The sequence below is a fragment of the Proluteimonas luteida genome (genome assembly GCF_021191695.1).
Lineage (GTDB): Bacteria > Pseudomonadota > Gammaproteobacteria > Xanthomonadales > Xanthomonadaceae > Luteimonas > Luteimonas luteida.
In genome coordinates this window covers 52,978-72,930 of sequence record NZ_JAIWPT010000017.1, presented here as the reverse complement: position 1 = coordinate 72,930, position 19,953 = coordinate 52,978, and the positions used below count along the sequence as shown (strand labels likewise).

The window sequence follows — 19,953 nt, the reverse complement described above, 5'->3', positions numbered from 1 at the left end:
CCGGCTTCACTTCCAGCGCCCCGGTGGGCGGAGACACGATGGCTTCCACGATGAAGGCGCTGGTCAAGCGCGAAGCGGCCAAGGGCATCTGGATGGAGCAGGTGCCGATCCCGGCGCCGGGGCCCAACGACGTGCTGATCAAGCTGGAGAAGACCGCGATCTGCGGCACCGACCTGCACATCTACCTGTGGGACGAGTGGAGCCAGCGCACGATCAAGCCAGGCCTGGTCATCGGCCACGAGTTCGTCGGCCGCATCGTCGAGCTGGGCTCGGCGGTGACCGGCTACAGCGTCGGCCAGCGCGTCTCGGCCGAAGGCCACCTGGTCTGCGGGCACTGCCGCAACTGCCGCGCCGGCAAGCCGCACCTGTGCCCGAACACGGTCGGCATCGGCGTCAACCGCGACGGCGCGTTCGCCGAGTACATCGTCATGCCGGCCAGCAACCTGTGGCCGATCCCGGACCAGATCCCCTCCGAACTGGCCGCGTTCTTCGACCCCTACGGCAACGCCGCGCACTGCGCGCTGGAGTTCGACGTCGTCGGCGAGGACGTGCTGATCACCGGCGCCGGCCCGATCGGTGTGATGGCCGCGGGCATCTGCAAGCACATCGGCGCGCGCAACGTCGTGGTCACCGACGTCAACGACTACCGCCTCAAGCTGGCCGCCGACATGGGCGCCACGCGCGTGGTCAACGTGTCGAACACCTCGCTCAAGGAGGTCATGGCCGACCTGCACATGGAAGGCTTCGACGTGGGCCTGGAGATGAGCGGCAACCCGCGCGCGTTCAACGACATGCTCGACTGCATGTACCACGGCGGCAAGGTCGCCCTGCTCGGCATCCTGCCCAAGGGCGCCGGCATCGACTGGGACCGGATCATCTTCAAGGGCCTCACCGTGCAGGGCATCTACGGCCGGAAGATGTACGAGACCTGGTACAAGATGACCCAGCTCGTGCTGTCGGGCTTCCCGCTCGGCAAGGTGCTCAGCCACCAGCTGCCAGTCGACGATTTCCAGAAGGGTTTCGACCTGATGGAATCGGGCAAGTCGGGCAAGGTGGTACTGAGCTGGAACTGACGCAGACGCGCTTTCGCGCATTTTCTCGCATCCGGCGGGTCCGGACCCGCCCTACGGAATCGACATGTCCCTGACCGACCGCTACGCCGACACCCTCGACGAGATCCGCGACGCCGGGCTGTTCAAGTCCGAGCGCATCATCACCGGCCCGCAGTCGGCCGAGATCACCCTGGCCGACGGGCGCACGGTGCTGAACTTCTGCGCCAACAACTACCTCGGCCTGGCCGACCATCCGGACATCATCGCCGCGGCCAAGGATGCGCTCGACACGCACGGTTTCGGCATGGCCTCGGTGCGCTTCATCTGCGGCACCCAGGACCTGCACAAGCAGCTGGAGAAGACCATCGCGGACTTCTTCGGCAAGCAGGACACGATCCTCTACGCCGCCTGCTTCGACGCCAACGGCGGCCTGTTCGAGCCGCTGCTGGGCGAGGACGACGCGATCATCTCCGATGCGCTCAACCACGCCTCGATCATCGACGGCGTGCGCCTGTGCAAGGCCAGGCGCTACCGCTACGCCAACTGCGACATGGCCGACCTGGAGAAGCAGCTGCAGCAGGCGCGCGCGGACGGCGCCGGCACGATCCTGATCACCACCGACGGCGTGTTCTCGATGGACGGCTTCATCGCCCCGCTCGACGAGATCACCGCGCTGGCGGCGAAGTACGGCGCGCTGGTCCACATCGACGAATGCCACGCGACCGGCTTCCTCGGCGCGACCGGCCGCGGCTCGGCCGAGGTCAAGGGCGTGCTCGACCGCATCGACATCATCACCGGCACGCTCGGCAAGGCGATGGGCGGCGCGCTGGGCGGGTTCACCACCGCCAGGGCCGAGGTCGTCGAACTGCTGCGCCAGCGCTCGCGCCCCTACCTGTTCTCCAACTCGCTGCCGCCGCACGTGGTCGCCGCGGGCATCAAGGCATTCGAGATGCTCGATGCCGCCGGCGAGCTGCGCGAGCGCCTGGCCGGCAACACCCGCTACTTCCGCGAGAAGATGACCGCCGCCGGTTTCGACCTGCGCCCGGGCGTGCATCCGATCAGCCCGGTCATGCTCTACGACGCCAAGCTCGCCCAGCGCTTCGCCGAGCGCCTGCTCGAGGAAGGCATCTACGCGATCGGCTTCTTCTTCCCGGTGGTGCCGAAGGACCAGGCGCGCATCCGCACCCAGATCAGCGCCGCGCATACGCGCGCGCACCTGGACCGCGCGATCGACGCATTCACCCGCATCGGCCGCGAACTGGGCGTGCTGGCCGGGTAAAGCCCGTCAGCTGCCGGACGCCGGGCCCGTCGTCGTCGACGGCGGCGCGAGCCGGGCGACCTCGGCGGCCGACAGCTCCCGCCACGCGCCCTTCGGCAACTCGCCCAGCGCGAGGCGGCCGATCGCGACCCGGACCAGCCGCAGCACGCCGACATCGAATGCGCCCAGCAGCCGCCGGATCTGCCGGTTGCGCCCTTCGTCGAGCACGATCTCCAGCCACGCGTTGCGTCCGCCGCTGCGCAGCACGCGCGCCGAGGCCACCTGCAGCCAGTCGCCGGCGTCGTCGACGCCGCCGTGCAGGGCGGCGAGCAGCGTGTCGCCCGGCACCGTGTCCACCTGCACGTGATAGGTCTTGGTCGGCCCCTGCGCGGGATCGGCGATACGCGCCGCCCAGGCCGGATCGCTGGTGAACAGCAGCAAGCCTTCGCTGGCCTTGTCCAGGCGCCCGACCGGCGCGACCCAGCCGACGTCGGCCGCGTCCAGGCAGCGGTAGACGGTGTCGCGCCCCTGCTCGTCGCGGACCGAAGTCACCAGGCCGCGCGGCTTGTTGAGCATGAGATAGCGATGCGCGGCACCGGTCGCCACCTGTCCTTCGATGCGGATGCGCGGCTCGTCGAGCGCGACCGGATGCTCGGGATCGTCGATCCGCGTGCCGGCGATCCGTACCCGCCCCTCGCGCACCCAGCGCTCGGCCTCGCTGCGCGAGCACAGCCCGCGCTTGGACAACACGCGCGCAATGCCGTAGCGGGGCTGGCGATGCACCGGGCTCACGTATGCGCCGCCCGACATGGAAACGGCCCGCGCATGCGGGCCGTCGACATCGGGGACTGCCGGGATCGCGTGCCGATCACTCGGTCGGCGGCGCGTCCGGAACCGCGGCCTCGGGCGCCGGCGCATTCGGATCGACGCGACGGCCGACGCTGTAGCCGTTGGCCTGCAGCCACGCGTCGAAATCGTCGGCGGTCATGCGCTTGCCGCCCTGGGTCATGTTGAACCGGTACGGCGTGTTGTCGAACTCGGTCTGCTTGACGTAGGCGGCCGGGTCGTCGGGACTGATCGCACCCGGCGCAGGCATCGCGATGGCGACGTTCTGGCACTTCTCGATCTCCAGGCGCAGCAGCACCTGGTCGACCGACTGCGCCTCGTCGTAGGCACGCGACAGCACCGCCGTGGTGCCGAGGCGATAGCTCGGCGCGGAAAGCTCGGGAGACAGCGGGGCCAGCACGGTCGGCTGCAGCGGGGCGGCCGTGCGCGCACCGAGACTGGCGCAATCCGCGGCGTGTCCGGCAACCGGCAGGGCCAGCAGGGTCAACAGTGTCGCCATCATGCGCATGCGTGCGTTCCGCGTTTCCAGGTGCGCACGAGTGTATGCACCGCATCCCGGCACCACAAGCTTTTTTCCGGCATGGCGCGCGGATCGGCCCGGCCTTGCGCCTGACCTTGCCAGTTCCGGCCTCGGGGGCGTTGCCCCGACCTACGATCAAGACTCCCCGGGAGTCGGCGAAGAACAAAAAAACGTCTGGAACGGTTTTTTGACATCGCGTCAGCGATGGTCCGAAGGGTGGCCCGCCATGAATGGCAGGCCACAAAAGAACCGCGCGATGCGCGGTTTTTCCGTCAGGGACGACGCGCCAGCGCGGCCTCGTCCCTTGCCTTCGGCAGCAGGTCCTGCTTGGTGACCCGCAGGAAGCCATAGGTCAGCAGCGGACAGGCAATGAAGATCGACGACAGGGTGCCGACCACCGCGCCCAGCATCTGGGTCAGTGCCAGGCCTTCCAGCGAACCGCCGCCGTAGAGGAACAGCGCCAGCACCGACAGGAAGAACACCAGCGAGGTGATGATCGTGCGCGACAGGGTCTGGTTGATCGAACGGTTGAACACCTCCAGCGGATCGGCGCGCATGCTGCGGAAGTTCTCGCGCACGCGGTCGAACACCACGATGGTGTCGTTGATCGAGAAGCCCATCACCGACAGCAGGCCGGCGAGCACGGTCAGGTCGAACTCGCGCCCGGTCAGCGCGAACAGGCCGGCGACGATCAGCACGTCGAACAGCGTGGTCAGGCTGGCGACGATCGCGAACTTCAGCTCGAAGCGGAAGCCGATGTACAGCAGGAAGCCGACGATCACGAAGATCGCCGCATAGATGGCGTTCTTGCGCAGGTCGCCGGACACCTGCGAGCCGATCGCCTCGGTGCTGAGGATCTGGCCGGGATTGTCGGGCGTCGACGCCGCCGCCAGCACCTCCTGCGCCAGCTGGGCGTTGCCGTCGACGCTGGTGGCCTCCTCGCCGCCGCGCACCCGGATCAGCAGGTCGTTGCCGCTGCCGAAGGTCTGCACCTGGGCGTTCTCGATGCCGGCGGTGTCCAGCCGCTCGCGGACGTCGTCGACGCTGACCGGCTGCTCGAAGCGCACGTTGACCGCGGTGCCGCCGGTGAAGTCGAGGGCGAAGTTGAAGCCCTTGAAGCCCATGACCGCCAGCGCGCCGGCCAGCGCGAGCACCGCGATGGCCACCGCGACATGGCGCATGCGCATGAAGTCGAAGTTGGTATTGCTGGGGATCAGCGTCAGCGGGAAGATTTTCATTGATTGGGTCCGTCAGATCGCCAGGCTCTTGAGCTTCTTGCGCGGCGCATAGATCAGCGTCACCAGCGCGCGCGACACCACGATGGCGGTGAACATCGACGCGACGATGCCGATCACCAGGGTGACCGCGAAGCCCTGCAGCGGACCGGTGCCGAACGCGTACAGCGCGATGCCCGCGATGACGCCGGTGAGGTTGGAGTCGAGGATGGTGTCGGAGGCCTTCTCGTAGCCGGTCACGATCGCCGCCTTCGGCGGCATGCCCGCGCGCAGTTCCTCGCGTATGCGTTCGTTGATCAGCACGTTGGCGTCGACCGACAGGCCGATCGACAGCGCCAGGCCGGCGAAGCCGGGCAGCGACATGGTCGCGCCGAACAGCGACATCACCGCGACCACGATCAGCAGGTTCAGCACCAGCGCCAGGCAGGTGACGATGCCGAACATGCGGTAGTACAGCATGAAGAACAACAGGGTGAAGAGGAACGCGTACAGCACCGCGGTGACACCGCGCTCGACGTTCTCCGCGCCCAGGCTCGGGCCGACCACGCGCTCCTCGACGAAATCCATCGGCGCGGCCAGCGCGCCGGCCTTGAGCTGCTTGGCCAGGTCGGCGGCTTCCTCGGCGCTCAGGCCGGTGGTCTGGAACTCGCGGCCGAACACGCCGCGGATCGTCGACGAGCTGATGACGCGCTCGACCGTGCGCGAGGAACGCACTTCCTCGCCGTTGACCACGCGCACCGTCGGGATGCGCTCGACGTAGACGATGCCCAGACGCTGGCCGACGTTCTCCAGCGTGTGGTCGAGCATGCGCTTGCCGCCGGCGCTGTTGAGGGTGATGCTGACCGACGGCAGGCCGGTCTGCGAATCGGTCTGCGGATTTGCGTTGATCAGCTGGTCGCCCGACACCAGCACGCGGCGCGACAGCAGCAGGGGCTGGCCGGCGTCGTTGTAGTAGACGCGCGAATCGGGCGGGATGTTGCCGGTCGCCACGGCCGCCGCGGCCTGGTTCTCGTCGCCGGTGACGGCGCGGAATTCGAGCGTCGCGGTCGCGCCGATCAGGCGCTTGGCCTCGGCGGTGTCCTGCAGGCCCGGCAGCTGGATCACCAGGCGGTCCTCGCCCTGGCGCTGCAGCACCGGCTCGGAGACGCCGATCGCGTTGATGCGGTTGGCGATCACGGTGCGGTTCTGCTCGACCGCGTCGCTGGCGATGCCGGCGATCTCCGACGGCGACAGGCGCACGCTGATGCGGTTGCCGTCGACCGCGACCTGCGGGCCACCGCCCATGCCCTGCCCGCCGGTACCGGCGACCGCGGTCGCGATCAGGCCGCGGGCCCTGGCGACGTCCGCGCCTTCGGTCAACACCACGCCGATGCTGTTGTCGGCGCGGCGCTCGACGCTGGAATAGCCGATGCGGTTGTCGCGCAGCGTGGTGCGGATGCCGTCGGCGTAGCCGTCGACGCGCTTCTGCAGCGCCGCCTGCTGGTCGACCTGCATGACGAAGTGCACGCCGCCCTGCAGGTCCAGGCCCAGCGACATCGGCCTGGCGCCCAGGTTCGACAGCCACTCGGGCACGGTCGAGGCCAGGTTCAAGGCGACCGAATAGTCCTCACCCAGCACGGGGCGCAGGGTGTCGGCGGCACGGGTCTGGGCATCGGCATCGTGCAGGCGCACCAGCAGGTGGTTGTCGTCGATCTCGACGCCGACCGGCGTCACCCCCGCCTCGCCCAGCAGGCCGTCGACCCGCTGCTGGAGCGCGGCGTCGATGCGCGCCTCGCCGGTGTTGGCGGTGATCTGCACCGAGGGGTTCTTCTGGTAGATGTTGGGCAGCGCGTACAGCGCGGCCAGCACCAGCACCAGCAGGATCAGGACGTACTTCCAGCGCGGAAATTCAAGCATTGCCTTGCCTCGGGCGCGGCGGTGTGCCGGCGCCTGGAGAGATGACGGAAAGGATCAGGGGAGCGGCGATCAGGCCGATTTCAGGGTGCCCTTGGGCAGCACGTTGCCGACGGCGCCCTTCTGCACGCGGATTTCCACGCGGTCGGCGATCTCGATGGTCAGGAAGCTGTCGCCGATCGCGCGGACGACGCCGGCGATGCCGCCGTTGGTGATGACCTCGTCGCCGACCGAGAGCTTCTCCAGCATCGCGCGGTGTTCCTTGGTGCGCTTCATCTGCGGGCGGATCATCAGGAAGTACATGATCGCGATCAGGATGATCGGGAAGGCCAGCGTCGACAGCATGCTCGGGCCCGCGGGGGCGGCAGCGGCGGCGTGGGCGGGTGCGATCACAAGGTCGAGCAGGTTCATCGGAGCATCCATCGGTCGAAAAGACAGCAGGCGATTATGCCACGGCCCGGCGCGGGGCACGGCCGGGGGCGGTATTCAGGCGGGAAGCCGGCCGGCGCGGCCGCCGGCGTCAGGAGGCGCCGGCGCCCTGCCGGGCCGCATGGAAGGACTCGCGGAAGGCGGCAAAGGTTCCCGCGGCGATCGCCGCGCGCATGTCGGCCATCAGCGTCTGGTAGTACCAGAGGTTGTGCAGGGTGCCCAGCATCGGCCCGAGCATCTCGCCACAGCGGTCCAGGTGCCGCAGGTAGGCGCGGGTGAAGCCGCCGCTGCAGGCCTCGCAGCCGCAGCCTTCCTCGATCGGGCGCAGGTCCTTCTCGTACTTCGCGTTGCGGATCCGGATCACCCCGGTGGACGTGAAGAAATGCCCGTTGCGGGCGTTGCGGGTCGGCATCACGCAGTCGAACATGTCGACCCCGCGCGCGACCGCCTCGACCAGGTCCTCGGGCCGGCCGACCCCCATCAGGTAGCGCGGGCGGTCCTCCGGCAGCTGCGGGCAGGTGTGCTCGAGCATCGCGTTGCGCTCGGCCTCGGTCTCGCCGACCGCCAGGCCGCCGATCGCGTAGCCGTCGAAGCCGATGGCCTTGAGCCCCTCGGCCGAGCGCGTGCGCAGGTCGTGGTGCACGCCGCCCTGGACGATCCCGAACAGTGCCGCGTCGTTGCCTTCGTGCGCGCGCTTCGAGCGCCCGGCCCAGCGCAGCGACAGGTCCATCGAACGCTCGACCACGCCCTTGTCCACCGGCCTGCCGTCGACCTGCACCGGCGGGCACTCGTCGAAGATCATCACGATGTCCGAATCGAGCACCTTCTGGATGTGCATGCTCTCCTCGGGCCCCAGGAACACCTTCGCGCCATCGGTCGGCGCCGCGAACGTGACGCCTTCCTCGGTGATCCTGCGCTTGTGCGCCAGCGAGAAGACCTGGAATCCCCCCGAATCGGTGAGGATGGGCCCGTCCCAGCGCGCGAAGCCGTGCAGGCCGCCATGCGCCTCGATGACCTCGAGCCCCGGCCGCAGGTACAGATGGAAGGTGTTGCCGAGGATGATCTCGGCGCCGAGCGCGCGCAGCTGCGCCGGCAGCACGCCCTTGACCGTGCCGTAGGTGCCGACCGGCATGAACGCCGGGGTTTCGATGGTGCCGCGCGGAAAACGCAGGCGGCCGCGGCGGGCGGCGCCGTCGCTGGTCAGGAGCTGGAACTGGAGTCGGGACATGGAGAAGCCGGGATTGGGGATTGGATTCGGGATTGGGAGAAGCAGGGGCGGCCGTTACGGATCCCCGCTCCCGAATCCCGGATTCCCGCCCCACAGCAACATCGCGTCGCCGTAGGAGAAGAACCGGTAGCGCTCACGCACCGCGTGATCGTAGGCGGCGAATACCCGGTCCTTGCCGGCGAAGGCCGAGACCAGCATCAGCAGCGTCGATTCGGGCAGGTGGAAATTGGTGACCAGCGCGTCGACGCTGCGGATGCGGTAGCCGGGAAAGATGAAGATCCGGGTTTCGCCGGCGAAGGGATGCAGTTCGCCGTCGACGCTGGCGCTCTCCAGCGCGCGCACGACCGTGGTGCCGACCGCGACGACGCGGCCGCCGGCCTCGCGCGTGCGTCGGATCCGGGCGACGAGATCGGCGCCGACGTTCAGCCATTCGCTGTGCATGCGGTGCTCGCGGATGTCGTCGACCCGCATCGGCAGGAAGGTCCCGGCCCCCACATGCAGGGTGACGTGGCCGAACTGCACGCCGCGCGCGCGCAGCGCCGCCAGCAGCGCATCGTCGAAATGCAGCCCGGCGGTCGGCGCCGCAACCGCGCCGACCTCGCGCGCGAACACGGTCTGGTAGCGCTCGGCGTCGTCGTGGCCGGGCTCGCGTCGGATGTAAGGTGGCAGCGGCATGCGCCCGGCCTTCAGCAGCCACGATTCCAGCGCGTCGCCGACCTCGAAGCGCAGGTGGTAGAAGCCCTCGTCGCGCGACAGCACCTCGGCCTCGCCGCCGCCGTCGAGCACGATGCGCCCGCCGGACTTCGGCGCCTTGCTCGCACCGATCTGCGCGCGCGCCTCGTTGCCCGGCAGCAGCCGCTCAATCAGGATCTCCACGCGCCCGCCGCTGGTCTTGTGGCCGAACAGCCGCGCCGGGATCACCCGGGTGTCGTTGAACACCAGCAGGTCGCCGGGCTGCAGCAGGTCGGGCAGGTCGCGCACATGGCGGTCGTCGAGGGCGCCATCGCCGGGCGGCACGACCAGCAGCCGGCTCGCCGAGCGCTCGGCCAGCGGTGCCTGCGCAATCAGCGCCTCGGGCAGTTCGTAGTGGAAATCGGACTTCTTCAACGCGGGGGCGGGACGGACGGGCAATCGCGCATTGTAGGCCGGCCGCCGCCGGGCAGTCCCTACCGTTCGGCTTCCGGCCGCTCCAGCACCTGCCCGCGCAGCTGCGGGAATACCTTGCCGACCTTGCCCAGCAGGTAGTCGCCGTAGCTGCCGTCGAACGGCAGGTGCACGCTGGTGCCGTCCCAGCGGCTGCGCGCGTCGGCGTCCGCGTCGGCCGCCGCGACGCCGGGCAGCGGCGTGACCGTGGCCGCGAAGTCCGGATCGAAGAACAGCGGAAACGAATAGCGCTCGCGCCCGCTGGTGTTGGCGACGCGGTGCGGGGTCGAGCGGTAGCGTCCGCCGGTCAGGCGGTCGAGCATGTCGCCGATGTTGCACACCAGCGCGCCGGGCACGGGCGGCGCCTCGATCCAGCCGCGCGGGGTCCTGACCTGCAGGCCGGGCACGTCGTCGATCGCGAGCAGGGTCAGCAGGCCATAGTCGGTGTGCTCGCCGACGCCCCAGGCCTCGCCCGGCGCCAGCTGCTGCGGCGGGTAGCGGAAGATCCGGAACAGGATCGTCGGGTCGGCGGTGTAGTGGCGCGCGAACCAGTCCGCCGGCTGTCCCAGTGCCAGCGCGATGCCCGACACCAGCGCATGGCCGGCGCGGGTCGCCGCGTCGATGTAGTCCAGCACCGCCGGGCGCAGTCCCGGCTGCCAGTCCGGCCACAGGTTGGCGCCGTGCAGCGGCCAGCCGGCGGCCACGCGCGGATGCCCGGGCGGCAGCTCGGTGCCGAAGTACAGCCCTTCCTTGCCGTCCGGTCGTCCGGAGGTCAGCTCGCCGCCGAGCGGGAACCAGCCGCGCCAGGCCACGCCGCCGTGCGCCATCGCGATGTCGCGCTTGCGTTCCTCCGGTGCGGCGAAGAAGGCCCGGCTCTCGTCCCGCAGCCGCTGCAGCAGTTCGGACGCGATGCCGTGGCCGGTGACGTAGAAGAAGCCGGCATCGCGGCACGCGGCGTCGATGGCCCGGGCACAGGCGGCCAGCGTGCCGGCATCGGCATCGGGTGCACGCAGCGGCGCGATGTCGATGACCGGCAGGGTCTCGGGGGCGGTTGTGGTCATGGCGATTCGATCTTCGGTGTCGCAGCGGATGGGTGCAATGGGGAGTGCTGTATTCCGGGAGGAAACTGCAGGGAGGCCTTCGCCTTGTCGTCCCGAGCGATGCGGGGGAGGGGCGTCGGCGTCATCCGCCTGAGGCGGATGACACTCTTGCGGTGCCGAGGGCATTGCTCGACGCTCTCTGCCCCCACCCCACCATCGGCTCCGCCGATGGTCCCCCCCTCCCCCGCGATGCGGAGGAGGGGCGTCGGTGTCATCCGCCTGCGGCGGATGACGGCATCATCTTTCGAATTTGGTCGAGAGGATGATCGACGAGGTGGTGCGCTCGACGCCGTCGATCGCGCCGATCCGGTCGGTCAGCACGTCCATGCCCTCGACGGTCGGCACCACGCCCAGCGCGACCAGGTCGTAGGGCCCGCTGACCGAATGCAGGGTGCGCACGTCGCTGATCGCGCGCAGCGCGGTGACCACCGGGGTCATCTGCCGCGGGCGCACGGTGATCATGATCTGGGCGCGGATGTGGCGGCGCTCGTGGTCGTCGCGGACCCGCACCGTGTAGCCGCCGATCACGCCCTGGCGCTCGAGCCGCTCGATCCTGCTCTGCACCGTGGTCCGCGACAGGCCGAGACGCCGGGCGATCTCGGCGGTCGACAGCCGGGCATTCTCCCGCAGCAGCGACAACAACAGCGTATCGGTGGTTTCGCTTTGCATATCGTCGGATTCTCCCGGCAATCTGCCGGAATTGTACGGCTTTTAGCGCAATCCGCCCCTTCCGGATGACAGAAGCATCGAGATAATGGAGATGTCGGCCCGTGTGGCGCATCCGTCGCCGCCCTGCGGCACCGCCACCGTCCGGCCTGCCCGCGCCGACGACGCCGGCCAACCGGGACACGCCCGGCTGCCGCATCGTCGTGATCCCGCTTCCGCATTCCGCTCCAGGAGACCGCCATGTCCGTCATCGACACCCTTGCCCCGCTGCGCGCCCATGGCGGCCAGCGCCGCACGACCGGCCTCGGCGACGCCCAGCTCACCGCGTTCGCCGCTTCGCATCCCGACCTGGGCGAGGCCATCGCCGCCGCCGCGGCCGAATACGCCCGCGCGTGCGACGAGTTCCCCGAACTGCTGGACCTCGACGAGGACGCGCAGGTGCGCGCGGTGCAGGCCGGCTACGTCAACTTCTATCCCGGCGACGCGGTCAATCCCTATGTCGCGCTGGCCGCGCGCGGCCCGTGGATCGTGACTCTCAAGGGCGCGGTGCTGCATGACTCCGGCGGCTACGGCATGCTCGGGTTCGGCCACACCCCGGCGAAGGTCATCGAGGCGATGGCGCGGCCGGTGCCGATGGCCAACATCATGACCCCGAGCCTGTCGCAGCTGCGGCTCGAACGCGCCCTGCGCCGCGAGATCGGCCACACCCGCGGCGACGACGCCTGCCCGTACAGCCACTTCCTGTGCCTGAATTCCGGTTCCGAATCGGTCGGCCTGGCCGCGCGCATCGCCGACATCAATACCCGCGTGCAGACCGATCCGGGCGGCCGACACGCCGGCCGCGCGATCAAGCGCGTCGTGGTCAAGGGCAGCTTCCATGGCCGCACCGAGCGCCCCGCGCTGTACTCCGACTCCTCGCGCGCGACCTACCTGAAGTATCTCGCCAGCTTCCGCGGCGAGGATTCGCTGATCACCGTGCCTCCGTACGACGTCGACGCGCTGCGCCAGGTGTTCGCCGACGCCGAGGCCAACCGCTGGTTCATCGAGGCGGTGTTCCTGGAGCCGGTGATGGGCGAAGGCGATCCGGGCCGGGCCCTGCCGCCGGCGTTCTACGCCGCCGCCCGCGCGCTCACCGCCGCCCACGACAGCCTGCTGCTGGTCGATTCGATCCAGGCCGGCCTGCGCGCGCACGGCGTGCTGTCGGTCGTCGACTACCCCGGTTTCGAAGGCCTCGACGCGCCGGACATGGAAACCTATTCCAAGGCGCTCAATGCCGGCCAGTACCCGCTGTCGGTGCTGGCGGTGGGCGAGCGCGCCGCCGGGCTGTACCGGAGCGGCGTCTACGGCAACACCATGACCGCCAACCCGCGCGCGCTCGACGTCGCCTGCGCGGTACTCGCACAGCTGACGCCGGAGATCCGCGACAACATCCGCGAGGCCGGCCGCAAGTCGGTCGAGAAGCTGCAGGCGCTGCAGGCCGAACTCGGCGGGCTGGTCACCGGCGTCCAGGGCACCGGCCTGCTGTTCTCGTGCGAACTCGCCCCGCAGTTCAAGTGCTACGGCGCCGGCTCGACCGAGGAATGGCTGCGCGAGCACGGCCTCGGCGTGATCCACGGCGGCGCCAACTCGCTGCGCTTCACCCCGCACTTCGCGATCGGCGACGACGAGATCGACCTGCTGGTGGAGATGGTCGGCAAGGCCCTGCGCGAGGGCCCCAGAAAGACAGAAGCTTCGACCGCCGCCACTCCTGCCGTCGCCACTGCCTGACCGGAGCCGAACCCGCCCGGCACGATCGCCCTTCCCCCGCTTGCGGGGGAAGGGTTGGGATGGGGGCGGAACCCCCCGGGAGTTCCGCAACCGCCCTCCGCCCCAACCCTTCCCGCAAAGCGGCGGAGAGAGCAGACCCCCGCAGCCGAACCCGCCCGGCACCAACGCCCTTCCCCGCTTGCGGGGGGTGAATAGGACGCTTGCGAACCACGGGTTCGCGCCCCGAGGAACGCCCGGCGGCCAGGCCGCCGGGCCGGACAGGGTTGGGATGGGGGGGGCAAATGGCTGACCTGATCGGCGCGACCCCTCGGCTACATGGTTTCAGCTTCGCGCCTGCATTCAGGAAAGGATCCGGTGGGGCGACGATGCCCCCATCCGCCCTTCGGGCACCTTCCCCCACAAGCGGGGGAAGGAAGCTGAAAATCAACGATCAGATGTGCCGCTGTATCTTCCGGCGCTACCGCGCGCCGCCGTTCCCGAACGCGCCGATCGCCTCACCGATGATCGCCTTCGCCTCGGCCGCGTCTCCCCAGCCCTGCAGTTCGACACGCTTGCTGCCGGCCGGCAGGTCCTTGTAGACGCGGAAGAACGCCTCGATGCGCTCGCGCTCGATCGCGGGCAGGTCGGCGAGGTCGCGGATGCCGGCATAGGTCGGGTCGACGTCGTCGGCCGGCACGCCGATGATCTTCTCGTCGCGTTCGCCGCCGTCGATCATGCGCAGCACGCCGAGCGGGCGGAAGCGGATCAGCACGCCGGGATGCAGCGGCGCGCGGGTCAGCACCAGCGCGTCGAGCGGGTCGCCATCGCCGGCCAGCGTGCGCGGCATCGATCCGTAGTTCGCGGGATATGCCATCGGCATCGACAGGAACCGGTCGACATGGACCAGGCCGTCGTCGTCACCGATCTCGTACTTGACGAAGCCGCCGGCGGGAATCTCCACCGCAAGCACGGCCTCGTCCGGCGCCGAGTCCGGCTGTGCGGCGTGGAACGGATGGCGGATCGATTCGGTGGCGCCGGCGGCCGGCGGCAGTGCGCCCACACACAGCGCGCCTGCCAGCAACAGGACTGCAGACACCCGCGAAACGGGGCGGTACATCAAGGCAGTCACTCCCAGCATCGATCTTCCCGTCCCTTCAATGAGGCTTCCCGCGTGCAGCGACGCGGCGCGATCCGGCCTTCCTCGGTCTCGACCAGGCGCTTGCTTCCGCCGTCGCCATCGTCATGCAGCTCGAAGGCGTCGTACAGCCGGCCGGTCGCGGTACGCGCCTCGTAGCGCAGCACCGGGCCGTCGAAACGCAGCACCTGGAACAACTGGGTGTCCTCGCCGATCGGCGCCATCGTCGCCAGCGCCTGCGGTCCCAGCCTGTACTGCTTGGCGCCAACGACCGACACCACCAGCTGCGGCGTGCCGGCCCTGGCATCCTCGTCCAGCGGGCGACGACCGTAGCCGTGGTCGTGGCCCTGCAGCACCAGGTCGACATGGTGCTTGCGCAGCACCGGGGCGAGATGCTCGCGCAGTGGTGCGTAGTCGCGATCGAAGCGCAGCGCGTACAGCGGCTGGTGGATCTGCACCACGCTCCAGCGGTGCGGATTCCCGGTCAGCACATGGTCCAGCCAGCGGGCCTGCGCCGGGCCGCCATCGAGATCCAGGATCGAGGTACCGTCGAGCACCACGAAGCGCACGCCCTGGTAGTCGAACCAGTAGGTCGTGTCCTCGAAGCCGGGGGCGCCATTGCGCGGCAGCGCGAAAGCCAGCGGCCAGTGCGGCGACAGCACGCGCGTCTCCTGCGGCGTGTCCTCGTGCGCCTGGTGGAACTCGTGGTTGCCGACGGCCGGCGCGGTGGCGATGTCCTCGGGCAGGCCGCTGGCGGCCTCGAACCATTCGGCCCATTCGTCGTCGTCGGCACCCATGCCGGCGCCGCCGCCGGAGACCAGGTCGCCGGCGAACAGCGCCAGGCGCGCGTCGGGCGCCCAACGCCGCGATTCGCGCACGACCCGGGTGACCAGCGAGGTGTTCTGGTTCTGGGTATCGCCGAAGTACAGCAGCGTCAGCGGCGCCGCGTCGGCGGCCGCGGTGCGGAAATGGAACCACGGGCTCCAGGTGCGGTGCCCCTCGACGCGCCAGGCGTACAGCGTGCCGGGCTGCAGCCCGTCCACATCGGCGCGATGCTGGTGGGCGCGTCCGTTGCGGGTGTCGAGCGGCCGCGTCGTCGCCTCGACGACGCGCGGCCGGCCCTCGCCGATGTCGGGGGAATCATCGGCCGGCGCGATCTGCAACCGCGGCGCCTGCACCCGTGCATCTGTGCGCCAGGCCACCGCGAAGCCGGTTGCGGCATCCTGCGCCGGCGACGTCGCGATGCGGTCGGGATACGCGCCTGCCGCGTGGCCGCGATCGCCTTCCGGCACGCGCGTGTTGGGCTCGGCCTCGCGCGGCGCCTGCGCGCTGGCGACCGAGCCGGCAAGCACCAGCACGAGCAGACCCGCAGGCGCCAGTGCGCGCCACCCGCTGCGTCCGGCCATCACGACCTCGTGCAGGCGGGCAGCGCGAGCGCGTCGGCCAGCGTGCGCCAGTCGAACGCGACGATGCCCTGGTCGTCGTGCACCGCGTACAGCGCACCGTCCGGGAACGTCTTCGACGGCGCATCGTGCAGCCAGATGCCATCGGTATTGGCGACCTTCCCGCCGGCGACCGCACCGACGTGGTCCAGCGACACGCGGTCGAACAGGTGGAACACCGTGCGGCCCTTGCCCTGCTCGGTGGTGATCCACCAGCCGCTGCCGTCGGCGCAGGTCTTGAGCATGATGCCCTCGGCCTGGGCCTGGATCACGTCGCGGCCGATCGTGCGCCCGGCGTATTCGCCCGACAGGGTGTAGACCTTCAGCTCGTTGGCGTAGCTCTCGTCCTCTTCCGCGATCAGCAGGCGGTCGTTGGCCGGATCGCCCCAGATCGATTCGACCACGCGCAGCGCGCCTTCCGGCGTGGTGTCGCCGAACGCGCCCAGCGCCTCGACCGCGAAACCGTCACCGGACGGCCGCAGCGCATAGCGGTGCACGCGCCGGTCCAGCGCCGCGAACGGCGGCAGGATGTCGTCGCCATTGGCGTCCTCGCCGTCGTCGTAGGAATCGGTGACGTAGACCAGGTAGCCATCGTCGACACGGTCGATCCACAGGCCATACGGCTTGACCAGATCGTCGGCGGCGAAGGTCAGCACGTGCGAGAAGTCCGGCAGGCGCAGCACCTGCACCCGGTGGTTGTCGCGCTCGACGACGACGGCCAGATCGTCGACCACCGCGATGCCGTTCGGACGCCGGAACTGCCCCGGCCCGGTACCGGCCGTGCCGAAGGCACTGCGCGTCTCGCCGGTCGCGCCGTCATAGACGACCAGGCGGTCGGTCGACTTGGCGGTCGCGATCACCCACACCGCGCCGTCGGGCGCGGTCCATGCCGCCGGCGAGTCGATGTTGTCCTCGGGCGTCAACGCGCTGACGAAGGCTTCGGCAATGACCGGGACCTCGCGCTCGGCGGCGGGTCCGGCGGCGGCATCCGCGTCGGCGACGTCGCCGTCCGGCGCCTGATGGCAGGCGGACAGCACCGGCAGCAGCATCGCGAGCAACAGGGGGTGGCAGGAGGCGAATGGGCGTCGTGTCATCGAAAGATCCGGAAGTAGCGTCTAGGGACAAACCGTGTCCCCACGGTGGCGGTTCTGCGGCTGGCACAGGACGCGGGATTCTGTGGCACGTCGATGACAGCCGTGTTGCATGCCACGCGCCTGCAATCAACGTCGCCCGGATCATAAATCCGCAACAAATCCGAACCAGACTTTTCGGACATCCCGGCGATCGCCGATCACGCCTGCGCCAGTTCCAAGGGGGAATCGCGCAGGCGGCTTGCGATCCGCCCACGCCCCCCGCAACTCCGGAGCCGTAATGAAATCGACACACACCGCCATCGCCATGGCGATCGCCGCCGCGCTCGTCCTGCCGGTGGCGCACACCGCGCACGCACAGGGCACTGCGTCCGACAGCCTCGCACTGGCAGCCAGCACGATCGTCGGCCGGGTCAGCGAAGCCTCGCGCGGCGTTTCGCTCGAAGGCGCGATCGTCACCGTCGGCGGCCGCCAGGTCAGCACCGACCGCGAGGGCATCTTCCGGGTCGGCGGCCTGGCACCGGGACGCTATACCGTGCAGGTGGACTACCTGGGCTACGGCCACCACGAAACCGAGGTGGTGCTCGGCGAAACAGGCGGCGCGCGCGTTGATGTCGCCCTGCGCAGCACCGCCTCGGCCACCGACCTGGACGTGGTGGAGGTGCGCGCGACCCGCGACGCCCAGGCCATGGCGCTGAACCAGCAACGCGCATCGACCAACTACGTCAACGTGGTCTCGGCCGACCTGCTCGGCCAGTTCCCGGACAACAACATCGCCGAGTCCACCCAGCGCATCCCCGGCGTGTCGATCGAGCGCGACCAGGGCGAAGGCCGCTACGTCACCGTGCGCGGCGCGCCCAAGGAGTTCACCACCGTCTCCATCGACGGCGTGCAGCTGGCCAACCCCGATTCCACCAGCCGCGGCGTGGAACTCGACACCATCCCCTCGGACGTGATCTCGGCGCTGGAAGTGACCAAGGCCCTGACCCCGGACATGGACGGCGACGCGATCGCCGGCAACATCAACATCCGCACCCAGAGCGCGCTCGACCGCGAGGGCCTGACCCTGCGCGCTTCGGTCGCCGGCGGCAAGTACCAGCTGGGTGACGGCGACAACCAGCGCTACAACGCCACCGTCGGCAACCGGTTCGGCGCCGACCAGAACATCGGCGTGCTGATCTCCGGCTCGCTGAGCAAGCAGGGCCGGTTCACGGACAACGTCGAGAGCCTCTACACCCCGGTCAACGGCGGCTTCGCCCCGACCGAGATCCAGATCAAGGACTACGAAGGCACCCGAACCCGCAAGGGCCTGACCGGACGCTTCGACTTCCGCATCAATCCCGACAACCTGGTCTACCTGGTCGCCTCGGACTCCAACTTCGTCGACCGCGAGTTCCGCGACAACCTGACCATCACCCTGGACCGTTACAGCGACGACGCCAACGAGACCACCGGCACCGCCCGCGCCACCTTCGACAAGGAACTGCGCGAGCGCACCTACGACAAGACCATCCGCACCTACAACCTGGGCGGCGAACACTACGCCGGCGAGAACTGGAAGATCGACTGGCAGGCCTCGCAGAGCAAGGCGACCAAGGTGACTGATCCGCGCATGCAGTACATCTTCCGCTCCAACGAGCGCCCGCAGATGGAGTACGACTACAGCGACCACGATTTCCCCACCTGGACCATCGTGGGCCAGCCCGATGCGCCCGCAACCGGCGTCAACCTGCCGGAGGACTGGTACGCGTTCCGCCGGCTCAACGACCGCTACGAGTACAGCGAGGAGAAGGAAACCGGCCTGCGCCTCGACCTCGGCCGCCAGCAGAACTTCCTCGGCGACACCGGCGACATCAAGTTCGGCCTGCGCGCGCGCCAGCGCGACAAGCAGTTCGACGACGAGCGCTACCGCAACGACAACGGCGCCGATTTCGCCGCGCTCGGCATCAGCTATTCCGACATGCTGTGCGACAGCCTCTCCGACAACTTCGGCTACTTCCTGACCGGGCGCCGCTTCTGCCGCGACATCTTCGACAAGTACGCCGGACAGCTGATCGACAGCGAGAACCACCGCCGCCTGATCCCCGACTCGCTGACCGGCGACTACACCGCGTCCGAAGACGTCTACGCCGGCTATGCGCGCCTGGACGCGACATGGGGCGCGCTGACGATGATCACCGGCGTGCGCTACGAGCGCACCGAGACCGAAGGTGCCGCGATCGGCTTCGACGAGGAGAGTGGCGCCATCACCCCGCTGTCCAGCAGCCGCAGCTACAGCAACGTCCTGCCCAGCCTTCACTTCCGCTACGAATTGAACCCGGACAGCATCCTGCGCGCTTCCTGGTCGACGGCGCTCAACCGGCCCGACTTCATGCACACCGCCCCGTACCGGATCATCGGCGAAGCGGACGATGGCAACGTCATCGGCATCCAGGAAGGCAATCCCCAGGTCAAGGAAGCCTATGCGCACAACCTCGACCTGTCGTTCGAGCACTACCTGCGCCCGCTCGGCCTGATCTCGGGCGCGTTGTTCTACAAGCGCATCGACGACCCGTTGTTCCTGGCCTCCCACGACGAGGATGCCGACAACGGCCAGACCTGGCAGATCACCCGGGCCGAGAATGGCGAGAACGGCCGGATCTACGGCGCCGAAATCGCGTGGCAGCAAACCTTCGACATGCTGCCGGGCGCACTCGACGGCCTCGGCGTCTACGCCAACTACACCTACGCCAAGTCCGAGGCCGAACTGCCGTTCGGCCTGGGCAAGACCGAGCTGCCCGGCACGTCCAGGACCAACTACAACCTGGCCCTGACCTACGAGAAATACGGCCTCAACGCGCGTCTGGCCTACAACTACCGCTCGAAATTCATCCAGAGCTTCGACGTCAGCAATCCCGCGCTGAACGTGTACTGGGACGAGCGCGCCAGCCTCGATTTCTCCGCCAGCATGAAGCTCGGCGACGGCTGGAGCGTCTTCGGCGAGGTCAACAACATCCAGGACACCCGCCAGATCCGCTTCCAGGGCCAGCGCAACCGCGTGCTGGAGATGGAAAGCTTCGGCCGCTCGTGGTTGGCGGGCGTGCGCTACCAGTTCTGAACCGGCGAGAGATGGAAGCACACGGAAGGCCGGGCATCACGCCCGGCCTTTCCGTTTGCGGGCGGGCAACTT

Annotated in this window: 16 protein-coding genes; 4 read left to right on the top strand and 12 right to left on the bottom strand. The window is 69.3% G+C overall.

The features are described 5' to 3' along the window. Positions 1 to 38: 38 nt before the first annotated feature. Together tdh and kbl are read left to right on the top strand one after the other, a co-directional pair. Positions 39 to 1,073, top strand: coding sequence for an L-threonine 3-dehydrogenase (gene tdh, locus LDO26_RS14655; RefSeq protein WP_232131838.1), 1,035 nt, complete (start codon positions 39 to 41; stop codon positions 1,071 to 1,073). A gap of 64 nt (positions 1,074 to 1,137) precedes the next feature. Continuing rightward, on the top strand, positions 1,138 to 2,331 hold the full coding sequence (kbl, locus tag LDO26_RS14650) for a glycine C-acetyltransferase (protein WP_232131837.1): 1,194 nt from the start codon (positions 1,138 to 1,140) through the stop codon (positions 2,329 to 2,331). A 6-nt stretch (positions 2,332 to 2,337) separates the two neighbouring features. On the opposite strand, the gene LDO26_RS14645 is transcribed toward kbl, so the two are convergent. From LDO26_RS14645 to LDO26_RS14605, 9 genes are all read right to left on the bottom strand, one after another. Further along, the gene (locus LDO26_RS14645; protein WP_232131836.1) at positions 2,338 to 3,228 is read right to left on the bottom strand and encodes a pseudouridine synthase; all 891 of its coding nucleotides are present in this window, start codon (positions 3,226 to 3,228) and stop codon (positions 2,338 to 2,340) included. Further along, positions 3,179 to 3,655 carry a hypothetical protein gene (locus tag LDO26_RS14640; RefSeq protein WP_232131835.1) on the bottom strand — a complete coding sequence of 159 codons (477 nt, stop codon included), beginning with the start codon at positions 3,653 to 3,655 and terminating at the stop codon, positions 3,179 to 3,181. The genes LDO26_RS14645 and LDO26_RS14640 overlap by 50 nt, the downstream gene beginning before the upstream one ends. Positions 3,656 to 3,948: 293 nt before the next feature. After that, the gene (gene secF, locus LDO26_RS14635; protein WP_232131834.1) at positions 3,949 to 4,914 is read right to left on the bottom strand and encodes a protein translocase subunit SecF; all 966 of its coding nucleotides are present in this window, start codon (positions 4,912 to 4,914) and stop codon (positions 3,949 to 3,951) included. Between the two features lie 12 nt (positions 4,915 to 4,926). Further along, positions 4,927 to 6,807 carry a protein translocase subunit SecD gene (secD, locus tag LDO26_RS14630; protein ID WP_232131833.1) on the bottom strand — a complete coding sequence of 627 codons (1,881 nt, stop codon included), beginning with the start codon at positions 6,805 to 6,807 and terminating at the stop codon, positions 4,927 to 4,929. A 69-nt stretch (positions 6,808 to 6,876) separates the two neighbouring features. Further along, the gene (gene yajC / locus LDO26_RS14625) at positions 6,877 to 7,215 is read right to left on the bottom strand and encodes a preprotein translocase subunit YajC (RefSeq protein WP_232131832.1); all 339 of its coding nucleotides are present in this window, start codon (positions 7,213 to 7,215) and stop codon (positions 6,877 to 6,879) included. A 109-nt stretch (positions 7,216 to 7,324) separates the two neighbouring features. Further along, on the bottom strand, positions 7,325 to 8,461 hold the full coding sequence (gene tgt / locus LDO26_RS14620; protein ID WP_232131831.1) for a tRNA guanosine(34) transglycosylase Tgt: 1,137 nt from the start codon (positions 8,459 to 8,461) through the stop codon (positions 7,325 to 7,327). Between the two features lie 54 nt (positions 8,462 to 8,515). Continuing rightward, positions 8,516 to 9,568, bottom strand: coding sequence for a tRNA preQ1(34) S-adenosylmethionine ribosyltransferase-isomerase QueA (gene queA / locus LDO26_RS14615; RefSeq protein WP_232131844.1), 1,053 nt, complete (start codon positions 9,566 to 9,568; stop codon positions 8,516 to 8,518). A 59-nt stretch (positions 9,569 to 9,627) separates the two neighbouring features. Beyond that, a complete protein-coding gene (locus LDO26_RS14610) occupies positions 9,628 to 10,665 on the bottom strand; it encodes an isopenicillin N synthase family dioxygenase (protein ID WP_232131830.1) in 1,038 nt (345 codons plus the stop codon). 276 nt (positions 10,666 to 10,941) lie between these two features. After that, positions 10,942 to 11,373, bottom strand: coding sequence for an Lrp/AsnC family transcriptional regulator (locus LDO26_RS14605; RefSeq protein ID WP_232131829.1), 432 nt, complete (start codon positions 11,371 to 11,373; stop codon positions 10,942 to 10,944). 237 nt (positions 11,374 to 11,610) lie between these two features. Between LDO26_RS14605 and LDO26_RS14600 the strand changes: the two genes are divergently transcribed. Continuing rightward, on the top strand, positions 11,611 to 13,137 hold the full coding sequence (locus LDO26_RS14600) for an aminotransferase class III-fold pyridoxal phosphate-dependent enzyme (protein ID WP_232131828.1): 1,527 nt from the start codon (positions 11,611 to 11,613) through the stop codon (positions 13,135 to 13,137). Positions 13,138 to 13,594: 457 nt separating this feature from the next. On the opposite strand, the gene LDO26_RS14595 is transcribed toward LDO26_RS14600, so the two are convergent. Genes LDO26_RS14595 through LDO26_RS14585 form a run of 3 tightly spaced genes read right to left on the bottom strand, consistent with a single transcriptional unit; the run spans position 13,595 to position 16,787 of the window. Then, positions 13,595 to 14,233, bottom strand: coding sequence for an inorganic diphosphatase (locus LDO26_RS14595; protein ID WP_232131827.1), 639 nt, complete (start codon positions 14,231 to 14,233; stop codon positions 13,595 to 13,597). Positions 14,234 to 14,241: 8 nt separating this feature from the next. Beyond that, positions 14,242 to 15,660 (bottom strand): purple acid phosphatase family protein, encoded by a 1,419-nt coding sequence (locus LDO26_RS14590; RefSeq protein WP_435594100.1) that lies wholly within the window; start codon positions 15,658 to 15,660, stop codon positions 14,242 to 14,244. Continuing rightward, on the bottom strand, positions 15,657 to 16,787 hold the full coding sequence (locus LDO26_RS14585) for an NHL repeat-containing protein (RefSeq protein ID WP_232131825.1): 1,131 nt from the start codon (positions 16,785 to 16,787) through the stop codon (positions 15,657 to 15,659). Before LDO26_RS14585 ends, LDO26_RS14590 begins: the two co-directional genes overlap by 4 nt. A 277-nt stretch (positions 16,788 to 17,064) precedes the next feature. Here LDO26_RS14585 and LDO26_RS14580 point away from each other — a divergent pair, with 277 nt between their 5' ends. Next, positions 17,065 to 19,881, top strand: coding sequence for a TonB-dependent receptor (locus LDO26_RS14580; protein WP_232131824.1), 2,817 nt, complete (start codon positions 17,065 to 17,067; stop codon positions 19,879 to 19,881). Positions 19,882 to 19,953 lie beyond the last annotated feature (72 nt).